Annotated in this window: 17 protein-coding genes; 3 read left to right on the plus strand and 14 right to left on the minus strand. The window is 43.3% G+C overall.

Annotated elements, in window-relative coordinates; genetic code table 11:
- Positions 1–165: 165 nt before the first annotated feature.
- The 5 genes from NST56_RS14610 to NST56_RS14630 form a co-directional block, all read right to left on the minus strand.
- Complete coding sequence (locus NST56_RS14610) at positions 166–723, minus strand: class I SAM-dependent methyltransferase (RefSeq protein ID WP_339177392.1); 558 nt, start codon at positions 721–723, stop codon at positions 166–168.
- 178 nt (positions 724–901) lie between these two features.
- Positions 902–1,057, minus strand: coding sequence for a hypothetical protein (locus NST56_RS14615; RefSeq protein ID WP_128568485.1), 156 nt, complete (start codon positions 1,055–1,057; stop codon positions 902–904).
- A 167-nt stretch (positions 1,058–1,224) separates the two neighbouring features.
- A complete protein-coding gene (locus tag NST56_RS14620; protein WP_003237348.1) occupies positions 1,225–1,374 on the minus strand; it encodes a YrzI family small protein in 150 nt (49 codons plus the stop codon).
- 395 nt (positions 1,375–1,769) lie between these two features.
- The gene (locus tag NST56_RS14625; RefSeq protein ID WP_339177395.1) at positions 1,770–2,570 is read right to left on the minus strand and encodes a formate/nitrite transporter family protein; all 801 of its coding nucleotides are present in this window, start codon (positions 2,568–2,570) and stop codon (positions 1,770–1,772) included.
- A 263-nt stretch (positions 2,571–2,833) separates the two neighbouring features.
- Entirely contained in the window at positions 2,834–3,202 is a 369-nt protein-coding gene (locus NST56_RS14630; protein ID WP_010335088.1) for a DUF2294 domain-containing protein, read from the minus strand.
- Positions 3,203–3,519: 317 nt separating this feature from the next.
- Here NST56_RS14630 and fdhF point away from each other — a divergent pair, with 317 nt between their 5' ends.
- Both fdhF and NST56_RS14640 read left to right on the plus strand, forming a co-directional pair.
- Positions 3,520–6,462 carry a formate dehydrogenase subunit alpha gene (gene fdhF, locus NST56_RS14635; RefSeq protein WP_339177399.1) on the plus strand — a complete coding sequence of 981 codons (2,943 nt, stop codon included), beginning with the start codon at positions 3,520–3,522 and terminating at the stop codon, positions 6,460–6,462.
- Between the two features lie 19 nt (positions 6,463–6,481).
- Complete coding sequence (locus tag NST56_RS14640; RefSeq protein ID WP_010335090.1) at positions 6,482–6,964, plus strand: DUF1641 domain-containing protein; 483 nt, start codon at positions 6,482–6,484, stop codon at positions 6,962–6,964.
- 32 nt (positions 6,965–6,996) lie between these two features.
- On the opposite strand, the gene NST56_RS14645 is transcribed toward NST56_RS14640, so the two are convergent.
- From NST56_RS14645 to NST56_RS14665, 5 genes are all read right to left on the minus strand, one after another.
- The gene (locus NST56_RS14645; RefSeq protein WP_339177402.1) at positions 6,997–7,227 is read right to left on the minus strand and encodes a YrhC family protein; all 231 of its coding nucleotides are present in this window, start codon (positions 7,225–7,227) and stop codon (positions 6,997–6,999) included.
- Positions 7,228–7,311: 84 nt separating this feature from the next.
- Entirely contained in the window at positions 7,312–8,451 is a 1,140-nt protein-coding gene (locus tag NST56_RS14650) for a bifunctional cystathionine gamma-lyase/homocysteine desulfhydrase (protein ID WP_339177406.1), read from the minus strand.
- A gap of 1 nt (position 8,452) precedes the next feature.
- Positions 8,453–9,376, minus strand: a complete 924-nt coding sequence (locus NST56_RS14655) for an O-acetylserine dependent cystathionine beta-synthase (RefSeq protein WP_168748331.1) — start codon at positions 9,374–9,376, stop codon at positions 8,453–8,455.
- Positions 9,377–9,438: 62 nt separating this feature from the next.
- Positions 9,439–10,134 (minus strand): 5'-methylthioadenosine/S-adenosylhomocysteine nucleosidase, encoded by a 696-nt coding sequence (gene mtnN / locus NST56_RS14660; protein ID WP_168748332.1) that lies wholly within the window; start codon positions 10,132–10,134, stop codon positions 9,439–9,441.
- A gap of 20 nt (positions 10,135–10,154) precedes the next feature.
- Entirely contained in the window at positions 10,155–10,796 is a 642-nt protein-coding gene (locus NST56_RS14665; RefSeq protein WP_268505168.1) for a class I SAM-dependent methyltransferase, read from the minus strand.
- 192 nt (positions 10,797–10,988) lie between these two features.
- On the opposite strand from NST56_RS14665, the gene NST56_RS14670 reads away from it, so the two are divergent.
- Positions 10,989–11,192: a YrzA family protein gene (locus tag NST56_RS14670; RefSeq protein WP_010335096.1), complete on the plus strand. Its 204-nt coding sequence runs from the start codon at positions 10,989–10,991 to the stop codon at positions 11,190–11,192.
- Positions 11,193–11,226: 34 nt separating this feature from the next.
- Here NST56_RS14670 and NST56_RS14675 read toward each other — a convergent pair whose 3' ends face one another.
- The 4 genes from NST56_RS14675 to udk form a co-directional block, all read right to left on the minus strand.
- Entirely contained in the window at positions 11,227–11,937 is a 711-nt protein-coding gene (locus NST56_RS14675) for a YrrS family protein (protein ID WP_229146681.1), read from the minus strand.
- Between the two features lie 64 nt (positions 11,938–12,001).
- Positions 12,002–13,756: a penicillin-binding protein 2 gene (locus NST56_RS14680; protein WP_326330907.1), complete on the minus strand. Its 1,755-nt coding sequence runs from the start codon at positions 13,754–13,756 to the stop codon at positions 12,002–12,004.
- Positions 13,757–13,809: 53 nt separating this feature from the next.
- Entirely contained in the window at positions 13,810–14,283 is a 474-nt protein-coding gene (gene greA / locus NST56_RS14685) for a transcription elongation factor GreA (protein WP_010335099.1), read from the minus strand.
- A gap of 248 nt (positions 14,284–14,531) precedes the next feature.
- Positions 14,532–15,167 (minus strand): uridine kinase, encoded by a 636-nt coding sequence (gene udk, locus NST56_RS14690; protein WP_010335100.1) that lies wholly within the window; start codon positions 15,165–15,167, stop codon positions 14,532–14,534.
- Between the last annotated feature and the right edge of the window lie 2 nt (positions 15,168–15,169).

Raw genomic sequence — 15,169 nt, forward strand, 5'->3', positions numbered from 1 at the left:
ATGATATCCACTCTTCTAGGAATCACCTCTTACCCATACTTATGTTTATAGTTTATATGAAAAAAACTTTTTTTAATATAAAAGCTATGCAAAATATACAAAATTAAGAAAATATACCCAATCCTCTAGATGTCAGAAGTCTGGATATATTTCCCGAGAAATTTTTTATTTAACAGCAATTATACAAAGACACGAATCACGTTCGATGACAGAAATGTCTCTAAAATGCTGATCTTGCAGCAATTGAATATATTTTTTCTCGCTTTTTTCTGCATTATTATCAATACTGATGTAAAATCGGCCGTCAATTTGAAGCACTCGATAAATCTCTCTTAATGCGAGCCTGACATCAGTACAAGTCTGAACCGTATGTAACGAAAACACTTTATTGAAGGTACGGTCTTCAAAGGGGATCCTTTCCGGATGGCCATAGAGAATGTCCCCCTGATCTGTTTTCTCTTGCTTTCGGATTGCACGGGACACCTGTCTTACTTTTCGCTTAGAAGAATCGATGCTTTTGATGCTTCCCTTTTCAAGTTTTTCCGTTATTTTCTTAAAGACAGAGCCGTTTCCGGTTCCAATTTCTAAAATTCTGTCATTTTCTTGTATGTTTATAGAATCAATCATCATATACTCAATTGTTTTCGTTTGCTTATATTTCCTAGAAAATAATTTCAATAGGTTGGATCGTTTATAAAGTTTGTTTTCTAGCATCTTAAACACCTGCTTTTGGTTTCCTGTGTTTATTTATTATATTGAAAAAATAAACATCGCTTCATTTCTTATACAGAATGAAGATATCAACTAGACGGCAATGTGTTTAGAAATGTTTCAACAGAACTGAACATTTTCATTTTTTCCCGCAAAAAAAGCAGAAAACAAAATGTTTTCTGCCCGCTTTTTAATGCCATTGATATGGGAACATATACAGCCTTTGCTGCTGGTTCGCCAGTCTCTGCTGACGGAATGGATTGCCATAGCCGTGTTTGAAGGAATGCGGCATGGATGCATAACCATGGCCTATCGACGGCAGCCTTTTTTGTTGAAAGTTCATGATGCCATCACCTGCCCTTACATAAAGTGCTGCTGCTTTTTTATGATATGCAGGACAGCATTTCCTTGACAGCTTCATTCGCTACACTTGATCCTTCTCCATCGTATAATGCATTAATAGTTCCATTTTAAGCATATGTCATCTCTCCCTTCCTGTTTTTTTATTTGCTCTTAGCGCCAGTTTGTCAAATAAAGATGTTTCAGCTGAGATTCTTTCATTTCGTCATAAATCTGCTCGATCTGCTGTTCTCGTTCGAACTCTTCCGGGCTTTTAAACCGTTTGTTGATCGTTAAAGTCAAAAAGAATAGGTTAATCGTCATATCGCTCACCCCCTTTCAAAGTCCGCTTCAAGCGAAATAACCCGCGGCATTTCCCTGCTGCGGGCACATAAAAAACCGCAGACAAAAGAAGACACCCATCCTCTACTGCCTGCGGGGAGTTGCGTATGTCCGACGATTCCGATTTTAATGCGTGTGATAAGCATCGGTTAAGGAAGGACACGAACTCTTCCACAGGCTGAATAACCCATTATAGATTCCTTGTACATTACGTGAGCCACTAACTGGTCTGCGTCGTTGTCGCATTGTCATTTTGATTCAGCCTCCTTTGCTTTTTTCTTACTTTGTAAGTATATCCACCAAATTCCATTTTGTAAACATCTTTTTCTAAAAATGGACGTAAATTGTGTGATTTATCGATTGTCTTTGTCCCTTGTTTATGAGACCTGCTTCATTTCTTTTCTTAAGCGCTCTTTCTTGTGATATGCAATAAAATAGATGAATCCGACAAACACGGCTCCTCCAATAACATTGCCGATAAAAGCCGGTATGAGGTTACCGATAAACTGCCCCCACGTAAACGAGCCGGCAAAAATGGCAGCCGGAATCACAAACATGTTGGCGACAACGTGCTGAAATCCGATTGCAACAAAGGCCATGACAGGGAACCAGATGCCAAAAATTTTCCCTGCCCCATCTTGAGCACCGAAGGAAAGCCAAACTGCAAGACAGACCAGCCAGTTACAGCCGATGCCGGAAACGAGAACCTTGCCAAAGCTCATATCAAGCTTTCCTTGCGCGACAGCAATCGTCTTTTCCAAATATGGTCCCGTTTCGGTTAAGCCGACAAGATGACCGAAAAAGTAAGCAACAAACAAAGCGCCGATTAAATTCATAATGGTGACGATCACCCAATTAACCGCCAAATCCTTTAGTGATATTTTTCTAGAAAATAACGCCATTGCCACAGACATCATATTTCCTGTAATCAGTTCAGCCCCTGCAAGAACCACAAGTATCAGGCCTACAGGAAATACCGCAGCACCGATAAAACTGGACAGGCTTCCCCATTCTTTTGGAAGATCGCCGATCACCCTGATATCAAGCAAATAGCCGAATGCGATAAAGGCACCGCCTAAAAACCCTAGCACCAAGAGAGACAGCAGCGGAAGCTTTACCTTTTTCATCCCTGCTTCAATTGCTGCTTCTGCTATTTCATCCGGTTTCCGAAAACCCATACTACATACGCCTCCATTGTTTCTTCATTTTTACAGTTACAAAAGAAAAGCAACAAAAAAGGCAGCACTCAAATAACCTGTATCACTCAGGTGTTTGAATGCTGCCTAACTTGTTGCATACCCATACAACAACATCAAGCAGAATTAAGATGTTGGTAGAGAATATATACAGTTCGTGCATATATTCCATTGCTTTTGTCCTTCTATAACTGCAGTAAATCCATCATAACAAATGTGACAATTTTGTGTCAACGGCAAATATGCTAGTTATAAAGGACTTCTTTTTGGTCATCAATTTTTCGATCAAAGACAAATACAGATACGGCGATATTTTCTTCAATTTTGATGTCAGAAAACAAATGAACAAGCTTAGCCCCGATCAGTTCCTCCATTCCTTCCGGCGTTTTTTTAGAGTAAAGGTCTTGAATCAGGCTTGTCCGGGCCGCATGCACCATCTCTCTTCCCTCAGGCGTGCGGGCGATAAACTGCTCGCTCGCGCTTAGGTTGCCGTAGAGCGTTGACACGGCCATATTATCTACAAATACCGTGTGAATCCGTTCAGGTCCTTTTCCGAACAATTCTTTGCGAAGTTTTCGAATAATATCATTGAACTCATGAATTTTCTTTGACATGCTCATTACCCCTTCCGATTTTGCCTTCATAAAAGGCCGTTCCCGGTTCCCCTCAGGACATTTCACTTGGTTAAAATTTTCCTGTCATATTGTATTATAATAAATATCACTTTATAATAAAAGCAGTGTTGATGGATTTGTAATAGGATCTTGTTATGAGTCTATCGGTTTATAAAAATCAAGGATTGGTCTGTTAGTAAGACTTGCTAGTGAACTATTCCGCCATGTGTGTTTACACCTTCTGTGAATGAAAGACAGGTGTATCTATACATGGCTTTTTTTGACTTCTTGATAGAAAGATGGAGGGGAATATGAATATGATGGACGATAAGTCGATCAGTGTCCGCGTTGACGGAACAGAAATTCAAGCACGAGCAGGGGCCACAATTTTAGATATTTTAAATGAAAATGGGATTGAGTATCCGCAAATCTGCCATGTCCCAGAGGTTGACCCGATTCAAACATGCGATACATGCATTGTAGAGGCAGACGGCAAGCTGGTTCGTTCATGCTCTACGGTCGCTGAAAACGGAATGTCAATTGATCTTTCGGGAAATCGCGTGAAAGAGGCGCAAACCGAAGCAATGGACCGGCTGCTTGAAAACCATTTGCTGTATTGTACGGTATGCGATAATAACAATGGGAACTGCACGCTGCATAATACAGCGGAAATGATGGGGATCGAGCATCAAAAATATCCTTATACGCCAAAAGAAGATCCGTCTTGTGCGGTTGATATGTCTCACCCGTTTTACCGCTATGATCCAAACCAATGCATCGCCTGCGGCCAGTGTGTTGAGGTGTGTCAGAACCTTCAAGTCAATGAAACGCTCTCTATCGACTGGGAACGCGATCGTCCGCGGGTTATTTGGGATGAAGGAGTTCCCATCAATGAATCATCTTGTGTCAGCTGCGGCCAATGTGTCACGGTTTGTCCGTGTAATGCACTGATGGAAAAATCAATGCTTGGCCAGGCTGGCTTTATGACAGGTATCAAACAGGATGTCATGGAACCAATGATTGACCTTGTCAAAAATGTTGAACCGGGGTACGGCAGCATTTTCGCTATTTCTGAAGTTGAAGCGGCTATGCGTGAAACAAGAACGAAAAAAACGAAAACGGTATGTACATTCTGCGGCGTCGGCTGCTCCTTTGAAGTATGGACAAAAGGACGGGATATCTTAAAGGTCCAGCCTGTTTCCGACGCTCCGGTTAACGCGATTTCTACATGTGTCAAAGGAAAATTCGGCTGGGATTTCGTCAATTCTGAAGAACGGATTACAAAGCCTTTAATTCGTAAAAACGGGGCTTTTGTTGAATCTTCTTGGGAAGAAGCCCTCGATTTAGTCGCAAGCAGATTAGGTGCAATAAAAGAGACATACGGCAAAGGCTCTGTCGGATTCATTTCTTCTTCTAAAATTACGAATGAAGAAAACTATGTCATCCAAAAATTAGCGCGTCAGGTATTTGAAACAAATAACGTCGATAACTGCTCTCGCTACTGTCAGTCTCCTGCAACAGACGGGTTGTTCCGTACTGTCGGTATGGGCGGTGACGCAGGCACGATTAAAGACATTGCCAAGGCCGGTCTCGTCATCATTGTCGGCGCCAATCCGGCTGAAGGACATCCGGTGCTTGCTACACGAGTAAAACGTGCACACAAACTCCACGGACAAAAATTGATCGTTGCCGACCTGCGGAAAAATGAGATGGCTGAGCGGTCAGATCTGTTCATTAGCCCTAAACAAGGTACAGACCAAGTATGGCTGATGGCCGTTACAAAATATATGATCGACCAAGGCTGGCATGATCAAGCGTTTATTGATGAGAACGTGAACTACTTTGAAGACTATAAAGAAACACTTAAAACCTATACCCTTGATTATGCAGAACGCATCACAGGCCTCTCAAAAGAAAACATCATTCAAATTGCCGAGATGATTCGTGATGCTGACGGCACTTGTGTTCTTTGGGGAATGGGTGTTACTCAAAATACAGGCGGCTCCGATACGTCAGCAGCGATTTCGAATCTGCTTCTGGCAACAGGCAACTACCGCCGTCCGGGTGCCGGCGCTTATCCTCTGCGCGGCCACAATAACGTTCAAGGCGCTTGCGACATGGGAACATTGCCAGGCTGGCTTCCGGGATATCAGCATATTACGGATGACGAAGCACGTGCCAAATTTGAGAAGGCTTATGGTGTGGCGATTGACGGAAAACCAGGTTTAGACAATATCCAAATGCTTCATTCCATTGAAGAAGGTAAGATGAAGGCCATGTACCTTGTTGGGGAAGATATGGCACTTGTCGATTCGAATGCGAACCATGTGCATGATATTTTATCAAGCCTTGATTTCTTCGTGGTTCAGGATATTTTCCTGTCGAGAACGGCGCAATATGCCGATGTCGTCTTGCCTGCCGCTCCATCTCTTGAGAAGGATGGAACGTTTACCAATACAGAGCGCCGTGTGCAGCGATTGTATCAAGCACTTCCGACACTTGGAGACGCGAAACCGGACTGGTGGATTATTCAAGAAGTGGCAAACCGCTTAGGAGCCGGCTGGAACTACAGCCATCCAAGCGACATTTTCTCTGAAATGGCCAGCCTTTCTCCTCTGTTTGGAAAAGCCAGCTATGAGGTGCTTGAAGGCTGGAACAGCTTCCTATGGGGCAGCTTCACAGGTGAAAGCACGCCGCTTCTGTATGAAGACGGATTTAATTTCCCAGACAAAAAAGCCCGTTTTGCACTGTCTGATTGGACTGAACCTGCCGCTTTCCCTGAAGAATATGATCTTCACATCAATAACGGCCGGATGCTTGAGCATTTCCATGAAGGAAATATGACAAATAAATCGAAAGGCATTCAATCCAAAGTGCCGAATGTATTCGTCGAAGTATCGCCAGAGCTTGCACAGGAGCGCGGCATTTGTGACGGTTCACTGGTTCGCCTTGTTTCTCCGTTCGGAGCTGTTAAATTAAATGCGCTCATTACTGACCGTGTGCGAAAAAATGAACTCTACCTGCCGATGAACTCGACAGACAAGGATTCAGCGATTAACTTCCTGACTGGGCCTGCGGCAGATAAACGCACGAACACGCCTGCTTACAAACAGACGAAGGTTCGCATGGAGGTGCTTGGAGGCTGTGAAAGCACACCGCTTCCTAAAACAAACCCGCGTAACAAGAAACGGAATCCGCAAAACGGCGTCGAGGCAGAAAGAAAATGGAATCGTCCTGGTTATGTCCATTTGACTGATTAATTGAAAGGGGGAAACGAAAATGGCCACTCCGATTACAACGATCAAAAAAGAAACAAAAACAGCGGAGCAAATCAAGCTTGAGAAAATTGAGGAGCTGAAGGAGCTGTTGACGGAAAATGAGGATGCCGTCTCGAAAACGATGACGTTAATGAGTGAACTTAATGAGCTTGGTATCTTTGATGCAGCGGCAAGCATGCTGAGGGCGAAAGAAGACATCGCCAAAATCGCGCTTGGCCAGGTATCTCGCGAGCCGGTCACAAACCTCATCAACACGATGATGGCGGCTGGAGGCGCTTTGACAAAGGCTGATCCTGCGTTTACAGGCAAGCTATTAGAAAGCGTGATGGCGGGAACCGAACAGGCGCAAAGCTTTTTAAAAGAAGACAAGAAGGTCGGCATTCTCGATCTCTTAAAAGCGATGAACGATCCCGATATCAACAGAGCAGTCGGCTTCGGACTTCAGTTTTTAAAAGGCATGGGAAAAGAGCTGCGGGAAGAATAACAAAAAACAGCCATCAGTTGATGGCTGTTTTTTTACTCGTCGGCTTCTTCCAAGCGCTTCTTATATACGAGTGAACGGTCGGCGCAAAAGAAAGCGCCGGCTAAAAACACGCAATCCGTCATAAACATAACCAATTTCTGGCCTAACGTTAAGCCCTGATCAGGAAGAACCGCGCCTATATATAAAAAAGTGCTGACTGCAAGCAAGGTAAAAGCGAAATGCTTGTAGTCTTCTTTTAATGATTTCATTCTATTCTTCTTCATAAGAGAATCACCTGCCAGATTCATAGTATACGACTATTATAATATAATCTGGCAGCTTACAGAGAAAGTAAATCTATCCATTTGTTATAAAATGTTAAGAGCCTGCTCGATATCTTCCAGCAAATCCTCTCCATCTTCTATTCCCACAGAGATTCTGATCAAGCCGTCCGTAATGCCGAGTTCAAGCCGGCGCTCTCTCGGGATAGAGGCATGTGTCATCCTAGCCGGAACAGAAATTAAGCTTTCTACAGCGCCCAGACTTTCCGCAATTGTAAACAGCTTAAGTTTGCCTAAAAAGGCATCCACTCGCTCTTCACTGCCAATATCAAAGGAGATCATGCCTCCAAAGCCTGATCCTTGAGATGTCGCAAGCTCATGCCCCGGATGGTTTGGAGAACCAGGGTAATATAACGTTTGAACAGCAGGATGTTGCTCAAGAAAGCTTGCAATTTTCCGGGCGTTTTGATCAATTGCTTCCATTCTGAGCCCCAGTGTTTTGATTCCTCTCATTAACAGCCAAGAATCCTGAGGGCCAAGCACGCCGCCTGTTGAATTTTGCACAAAATGCAGCTCTTCTCCTAGCTCTTTCGAAGCTGTAATAACTAAACCGCCGACAACATCACTGTGTCCGCCGAGGTATTTAGTCGCACTGTGAAGCACGATATCAGCGCCTAAAGTAAGCGGCTGCTGAAAATACGGGGTGTTAAAGGTGTTGTCTACGATTAGAAGAACACCCGCTTTTTTCGCAATATCTGCCATCAGTGATAAATCGGTGATTTTGAGAAGCGGATTTGTCGGTGTCTCAATATAAATGGCCTTTGTGTTGGGACGAATCGCTTTTTCCACTTCTTCTCTGCTGCTTGTATCCACAAAAGTTGATTCAATGCCGAGACGGTTAAGCACTTTTGTCATTACACGATATGTGCCGCCGTACACGTCATCAGTCAATACAACATGGTCTCCGCTGTTAAACAGCATCATAACACCTGTGATTGCAGCCATTCCAGAGCTGAACGCATAGCCTGCTTCCCCGGCTTCGAGCTCTGTCACAAGCGTTTCCAGTGCAGTTCTTGTCGGGTTGGCCGTTCTTGAATATTCATAGCCCGTATGCTGGCCTGCTTTTGGCTGCTTGTACGTGCTCACTTGATATATCGGTACGGAAACAGCTCCTGTTTTCTCATCACCTGTAATCCCGCCATGTACCATCATTGTTTTTTTCTTCATATCAGATGCCTCCTTCGTATATATGTTTGCTGATATACCGATCACTGCTGTCTGGGAATACTGTGACAATATTTGTTCCGGCAGAAGATTTTTTCGCTTCCTCCAATGCCGCATAAAGCGCTGCACCTGAAGAGCTTCCAATCAGCAGGCCTTCTTTTTCAGCCGCTTCTTTTACAAGCCTAAAGGCATTCTTATCTGTTACCGTATATATTGCATCAAAATGGCTTTCATCCATATAGTCAGGAATAAACTCCATGCCGATCCCTTCTGTTTTATGGGCATGAGGCTCTCCGCCGTTTAATATGGAGCCTTCCGGTTCGACAATCACTGTTTTGACTGCGGGATGTTTCTCTTTTAAGAAGGATGCTGTTCCCGCGAATGTGCCTCCTGATCCTGCACCTGCGACAAACGTATGAATATTGCCGTCAAGCGCTTTCCATATTTCAGGGCCAAGCGTCTTATAGTAAGTCGATGGATTTACTTGGTTTTTAAATTGCAAAACACAATAGGAATTTTCAATTTCTGTCTCCAGCTGTATCGCTTTTTGAATAGCTCCCTGCATTCCGTCTTTACGCGGCGTATGGACGATTGACGCTCCCAGCGCCTGCATAATCTGCTGCTTTTCTTTGCTGAAATGTTCTGGGACACAGAAAATGGCCTTTAAGCCATGTTTTCTGGCGTTAAGGGCAAGTCCGATACCTGTATTGCCGGCCGTTGCCTCTATAATAACTCCCCCAGGCTTTACTTTGCCTGATTCTAGGGCGTCACGGATCAGCATGTCTCCCAGTCTGTCTTTTATGCTGCCGCCAGGGTTCATCATTTCCAGCTTGGCATATACAGCCACTCCTTCAGGAATATCAAAATTCTTCAAGCGGAGAAGCGGTGTATTCCCAATCAGCTCAGTAATGTCCGTAATAACTGTCATATATGTCCTCCTCCTTGATAGAGGTTGTTTTAGAGAAAACGGAGGAGAACACTCCCCCCGTTTTAATGAATTCGTTTGATCACTTTTAACACAAGCTCTGTTGAGTTAACAGCGGCCTGCTCTAAAAATTGGTCAAATGAAACATGTGATTCTTTTCCTGCGATATCAGATAATGCTCTGATCACAACAAACGGCGTTTGAAACTGGTGGCACACTTGAGCGACTGCCGCTGCCTCCATTTCAACCGCATACAGATCAGAAAATCTCGCACGCACCTCTTCGACCCGCTTCGGATCATTCATAAAGGAATCGCCTGTTGCGATTGTTCCCTTTGCAACTTGAATGCCATCAAGCTCAGAAATCGCTTCTTCAGTAATGCTGATCAGCTTTTCATCTGCGGCGTAAGCAGCCGGAAGGCCTGGCACCTGTCCGTATTCATAATCAAAGGCCGTTACATCTACATCATGATGGCGAACGTCAGTAGAAATGACGACGTCTCCCACATTCAGTGTATGATGAAATCCGCCAGCTGAGCCTGTGTTAATCACATAATCAGGCTTGTAGCGATCAAGCAGAAGTGTCGTGCTGATCGCAGCATTCACTTTTCCGATTCCTGATTTTAACAGAATGACTTCAGTTCCTTCATATTGGCCTGTTGTAAATTCACAGTGCGCGATTGTTTCTGTTTTGGCATTTTCCAGTTTGTTTCTTAGGATGGTTACTTCCTCTTCCATTGCTCCGATGACTGCTAGTTTCATCTATACACATTCCCTTCACTTTACCGTTTGATCGCCTCCATTATCCACACGAAATCGTTTTGCTGAATGAATTGGACTGCAAAACCTTCAGCTGTAAACATCTCTTTCATCGTTTCCAATGTGGGATAATGCTCCGTCTTTAAATCATTCGCCAGCTGATAAAAGCCCTGAGAACGCGCTTTATCAATAGCTTGATTATACGCTTCTTCATGTTCAAAGACAGTATCGGCAAACACTATTTTATCATGCATGTGAAGGTATTTGCCATATTGCTTTATTGCGGCTCGTTTTTCTTCGTCAGTTAAATGATGAAAAGCATATGAACTGACAATCGTGTCAGCCTGAAATGTCGGTTCAGGGAATGTCAGGAAGTCTCCGTCGACAATTTCTGCCCTGCCGCGGAGCTTGTCAGATGCTAACTTGCGCATCGCTGGAGATGGCTCGACACCAAATACAGATTTTCCGGCTTCAAGCAGTTTCGCTGTCAAGTTGCCGGTCCCTGGCCCAAATTCTAACACACGCATTCCTGACCGGCTGACAATGGCATCCAAAATGTCATTATAGCCTCTGAACGCCTCTTTATACTGAATATCAAAACCTTGAACTGTTTGATCATAAGTTGCGGCCCAATCCTCAAAGAGAGGGATAAATTCACGCCCCATAGTTGTCACACTCCATATTTTATAATTCCTATAAGTATACTATGAATTAATGATGGAACAGTTCCTATCTTACCACATCTTTTTGAAAGTAGGTACTAAAACACTTTGTGTTTTTTATCCAGTCATATATTGCGTGTATAGCATAAAAAGGCTTATACTTCATATGACTTGTAAAGGCGGAGGGGTCAAAAGATGAATTTTCAATTGGAACTGATTAAAGACAAAGTAGAATTTTTCGAAGCGGCATCACTGCAGGAGCTTGAAAAGAAAATCAACACACAAATTGAAAACAATAAAGCAATCATGCTGCGTGTGAAATCTGTCTCGCATCAAACTGCTGTGGCAGACGGAAAATTTTTTTACAGCGCCGTTGTTCATTTCGCAGCTGAGGTGTAAAACAAAAGCAGCCGAAAGATTCGGCTGCTTTTGTTTATTTTAATTTTTCTACTTTCGTGGGCTTCCAGCCTTTTCCGTCAACCCATGTAATCGTTACCTGGTATTTCTCTCCGCTCGTTTTATCTAAAATCTTACCTTTGGCATCCTGAGGGCTGCCGTTATTTCCGAGCCAGAGTACGGTCATGTTATCTGTTGAAACACCGGTTGCATATGATATGGCTTTCAGCATTTCGGCCCAGTCTTGTGAGCTTGAATCATAAGTGGCGGCATGCTCACCCTTTTGCTCAGTTCCGACTGCTTTCCAGTCAGGATTTTCATACGTTTTTTCCACATCACTTGATGAGCCGCCTTCTGTGACTTTTGCGTCTTTAAGCGGGTCATCTGAATCTGAGCTTGAGTCTGAATCTGAATCAGAGTCATCACTTTTAGAAGAATCATCTTTTTTGGAATCTGAATCAGAGTCAGAAGATTTCTCAGAATCCTTTTCGCTTTTGTCAGATGTATCTTTCTTACTGTCTTTTATATCCTCATCCGATTTCTTTTCCGTCTTTCCTGAAGCCGGAGATTCCTGTTTTTGCGCCGTTTCAGAATCCTTGCTGACATCTTTGCTAGAAGGACTGTTAATGAACAGATTGGCTGCTACTACAACAATTAGAATAGATACGATTGCGATTAAGATGTTAAGCACTAAATTAGCTTTCCTGCGCTTATCACGGTTTTCATAACGAGATTGATTATTGCTCAATAATTCTGCACTCCTTTATCCCTCTTGGCTCAGCATATATTTTATCATGTGCTGAGAAGTTGTTCTATTTCTGATTGATTTCAATTTCGTGTACTTTTTTAACAATATCATAAAACACCGAATTTGTCAGAGCCTTATCCCCCGGCGTATCCATGTGTAAAACGACAAGCGCGTATTTCGGCTTATCCGCGGGAAAATACCCGGCAAACCATTTTTCATAAAGCGTTTCTTTTTCTTTAGAAAGCTTGCCTGTCTGGGCGGTGCCTGACTTCCCTGCTACAGTATACGAAAGATCCTGAAACCTTCTGCCCGTTCCGGAAGGAGATTCCACCACCCGCCGCAGCATTTTTTGAAGCTGCTGCGCCGTATATTTGTCTATCGTTTCTCCTTTGAGCTTCTGATCTTTAAACTTCACAAGCGTTGTACCATTTTTGTATTCAATCTGCTCTGCGATTTTGATCTGCCGCTTTTCTCCGCCGCGGGCGATTGTCGCCATCATATTAGCTACCTCGAGCGGCGTTACCTTTACATTTTTCTGCCCGATCGCTGTTTGCGCAATTGCTTTTTTGACTGATTTGTCTTTTTCATCCCCCCAAATCACGCCGCTTTTTTCATTATAGAATTGGCGGAAATCTGACTCGTGGTACAGTTTTCCTTCCCAGCCTGCCCGATCTGTAAGGGACAGCTTTTCTGACATGTCTTCAATGACGGAATGGTCTTTCTCCATTAATTGTTCGGCAAGACTTGTAAACGTGTAATTGCAGCTTTGCGCGAAACTTTCTTCAAAGGACAGGGTTCCTTTATCGTCCCCCGGTTCGCCGTACAAGTTTAAATTGCAATTAAAGGTTTGACTCGGCTTTACCGCGTTTTGCTCAATCGCAGCTGCCGCTATCACAGTTTTAAAAACGGAGCCGGGATAGATTGGCGTCAGCATGTAATTTTGAAGCGTATTTTGCCTGGACACATCGGCATCCGGTTTGCTTACGATGCCCAATACACTGCTCTTTTCGATGTCCAGCAGCACCGCTCCTCCTTTTTTCAGCCCCTGATCATCTAGTATGCCTTCTATCGCTTTTTGAATGCTGTGATCAATTGTTGTTTTGACTTGCAGCGGATAAAATGAGTTGGCCTCAGCTGTATATTTGACGTCCATGCCGAACAAAGGGTTTCCTTTTCCGTCCACATGATACAAAAGCTTCGTGTCCTGTTCCGGAAGCAAAAACTCATCAAATGTCCGCTCTAAACCAGTTGTGCCGATTTTCGTTTTAATCGGCAGGTTTTCCTTATCAGGATACTTACTGCGGAGAAGCGCCGGATCTTGATTGGTTGTGCCTATCGTATGCGAGGCAAGACTGGGCTTGTCTTCATTCTCCATATATACGCCGTAAATGCCAGGATATTTCAAAGAATTGATTTTTGTAATAGATTCCTTCGAAAGTGTTTTGATTTTCTTTTGATGTAAAATGACTGGTTTTTTCGATTTGGCAAGAGTCTGATGCAAATCATCTTCAGACAAGCCGAGAATCTCTGCGACTTTTTTAATCGGCCAATCCTGTGTTAACAGAAAAGGGAACAAGACAACCGCAGGCTCGCTTGTGCCAGTCAGTGCCTGGCCGTTTCGATCTAAAAACGATCCTCTGCCGTCAGAAATGAGTACTTCCTCCGTTCGCTGATTAACACTTTCCTGTATTAAATTAATTTTCTTTTTAGAAAATGATTCTGTGAAAAACAGCTGAATTTCCGCCAGCCTCAGCAGAAGCAGAAAAAACACGATTAAAAAAGCCAGAACAGCCAGCTTCATTCGTTTCGATATCTTCATAAAAAAACACCTCACCCACATTGTGGACGAGGTGTTTCTTTGTTAAACGGATATTATGAAATTTTCACAATTTTCACGAGCATTTCTCCGCCCGGTGTCTGAACTGTGACTTCATCATCTACTTTTTTGCCAAGCAGGCTTTTAGCAATCGGCGAATCGTTTGAAATTTTTCCTTCAAACGGATCAGCTTCTGCGCTTCCGACGATTGTATAAGATTCTTCATCGCCATCAGGCAGTTCGACGAAAGTGACGGTTTTCCCTAAACCGACAACGTTAGAGCCGCCGTCATCTTCAATGATTTTCGCATTGCGGATCATATTCTCAAGAGTCGTTACACGGCCCTCTACGAATGCCTGCTCTTCTTTCGCTGAGTCGTATTCAGAGTTTTCGGAAAGATCCCCAAAACTTCTCGCGATTTTGATGCGCTCTACTACTTCTTTTCGTTTAACCGTTTTCAAATATTCTAATTCTTGTTCAAGTTTTTGTTTTCCTTCTACAGTCATAGGAAAAACTTTCTCTTGTGCCATGTCCCTTCACTCCTTCTGGTTGTCCCTCAACATCTTCGATTATGTATGAGAGCATAAACTAAAAATACAAGAATGAGAACACAGGGCAGTCCTCGTTCTTCTCTCCCATATTGGTACTGTTTATCTTAAACTGAATCTTGTGGTTCTGCAAATATTTCGCGTTTATAAACAGGGAAAGAAGGGAATTTTACATCCCCTTCCTGCCTATACATAATATGGTCAGAGTTATTTATGTCTATGCTATGGTATTACAAAATCGCGTTTTGTTCAAGAATGGTTTGAATTTTTGTGACCATCAGATCAATTGCAACGTGATTTTGTCCGCCTTCCGGGATAATAATATCAGCGTACCGCTTTGTCGGCTCAACGAATTGATTGTGCATCGGGCGGACAACAGACACATATTGTTCAATGACAGAATCAATAGAGCGCCCGCGCTCATTAATATCTCTCATAATCCGTCTGATGATGCGCAAGTCAGCGTCTGTGTCTACATAAAGCTTGATATCCATCAGGTCGCGCAGCCTTTTATCTTCAAGAACAAGAATGCCTTCAAGAATAATCACGTCTTTCGGCTCTACGTGAACCGTTTCTTCCGACCGTGTGTGGAGCTTATAATCGTAAATCGGCTTTTCAATCGGACGGTAATTCAATAGATCTTGAATATGCTCGATTAAATAGTCATTATCAAACGCAAGCGGATGATCATAGTTTGTATTCAGCCTTTCTTCAAATGGAAGATGGCTTTGGTCTTTATAATAGAGGTCTTGCTGGATCATTAAAATCGAGTGTCCTTTGAATTGTTCATAAATTGAACGTGTGACACTCGTTTTTCCTGAACCGGAACCTCCTGCGATTCCAATGACTACTGGACTCTTACCCATGG

Source organism: Bacillus sp. FSL R5-0560 (genome assembly GCF_037966305.1).
Classification (GTDB): Bacteria; Bacillota; Bacilli; order Bacillales; family Bacillaceae; genus Bacillus; species Bacillus mojavensis.

Excerpts from the sequence above, each read along its gene's own strand:
- NST56_RS14655 (WP_168748331.1), bottom strand. The coding sequence starts at position 9,376 with ATGACAGTTATTACGGACATTACTGAGCTGATTGGGAATACACCGCTT.
- NST56_RS14650 (WP_339177406.1), bottom strand. The coding sequence starts at position 8,451 with ATGAAGAAAAAAACAATGATGGTACATGGCGGGATTACAGGTGATGAG.
- fdhF (WP_339177399.1), top strand. The coding sequence starts at position 3,520 with ATGATGGACGATAAGTCGATCAGTGTCCGCGTTGACGGAACAGAAATT.
- NST56_RS14665 (WP_268505168.1), bottom strand. The coding sequence starts at position 10,796 with ATGGGGCGTGAATTTATCCCTCTCTTTGAGGATTGGGCCGCAACTTAT.
- NST56_RS14645 (WP_339177402.1), bottom strand. The coding sequence starts at position 7,227 with ATGAAGAAGAATAGAATGAAATCATTAAAAGAAGACTACAAGCATTTC.
- NST56_RS14630 (WP_010335088.1), bottom strand. The coding sequence starts at position 3,202 with ATGTCAAAGAAAATTCATGAGTTCAATGATATTATTCGAAAACTTCGC.
- NST56_RS14620 (WP_003237348.1), bottom strand. The coding sequence starts at position 1,374 with ATGACGATTAACCTATTCTTTTTGACTTTAACGATCAACAAACGGTTT.
- udk (WP_010335100.1), bottom strand. The coding sequence starts at position 15,167 with ATGGGTAAGAGTCCAGTAGTCATTGGAATCGCAGGAGGTTCCGGTTCA.
- mtnN (WP_168748332.1), bottom strand. The coding sequence starts at position 10,134 with ATGAAACTAGCAGTCATCGGAGCAATGGAAGAGGAAGTAACCATCCTA.
- greA (WP_010335099.1), bottom strand. The coding sequence starts at position 14,283 with ATGGCACAAGAGAAAGTTTTTCCTATGACTGTAGAAGGAAAACAAAAA.
- NST56_RS14680 (WP_326330907.1), bottom strand. The coding sequence starts at position 13,756 with ATGAAGATATCGAAACGAATGAAGCTGGCTGTTCTGGCTTTTTTAATC.
- NST56_RS14640 (WP_010335090.1), top strand. The coding sequence starts at position 6,482 with ATGGCCACTCCGATTACAACGATCAAAAAAGAAACAAAAACAGCGGAG.
- NST56_RS14670 (WP_010335096.1), top strand. The coding sequence starts at position 10,989 with ATGAATTTTCAATTGGAACTGATTAAAGACAAAGTAGAATTTTTCGAA.
- NST56_RS14625 (WP_339177395.1), bottom strand. The coding sequence starts at position 2,570 with ATGGGTTTTCGGAAACCGGATGAAATAGCAGAAGCAGCAATTGAAGCA.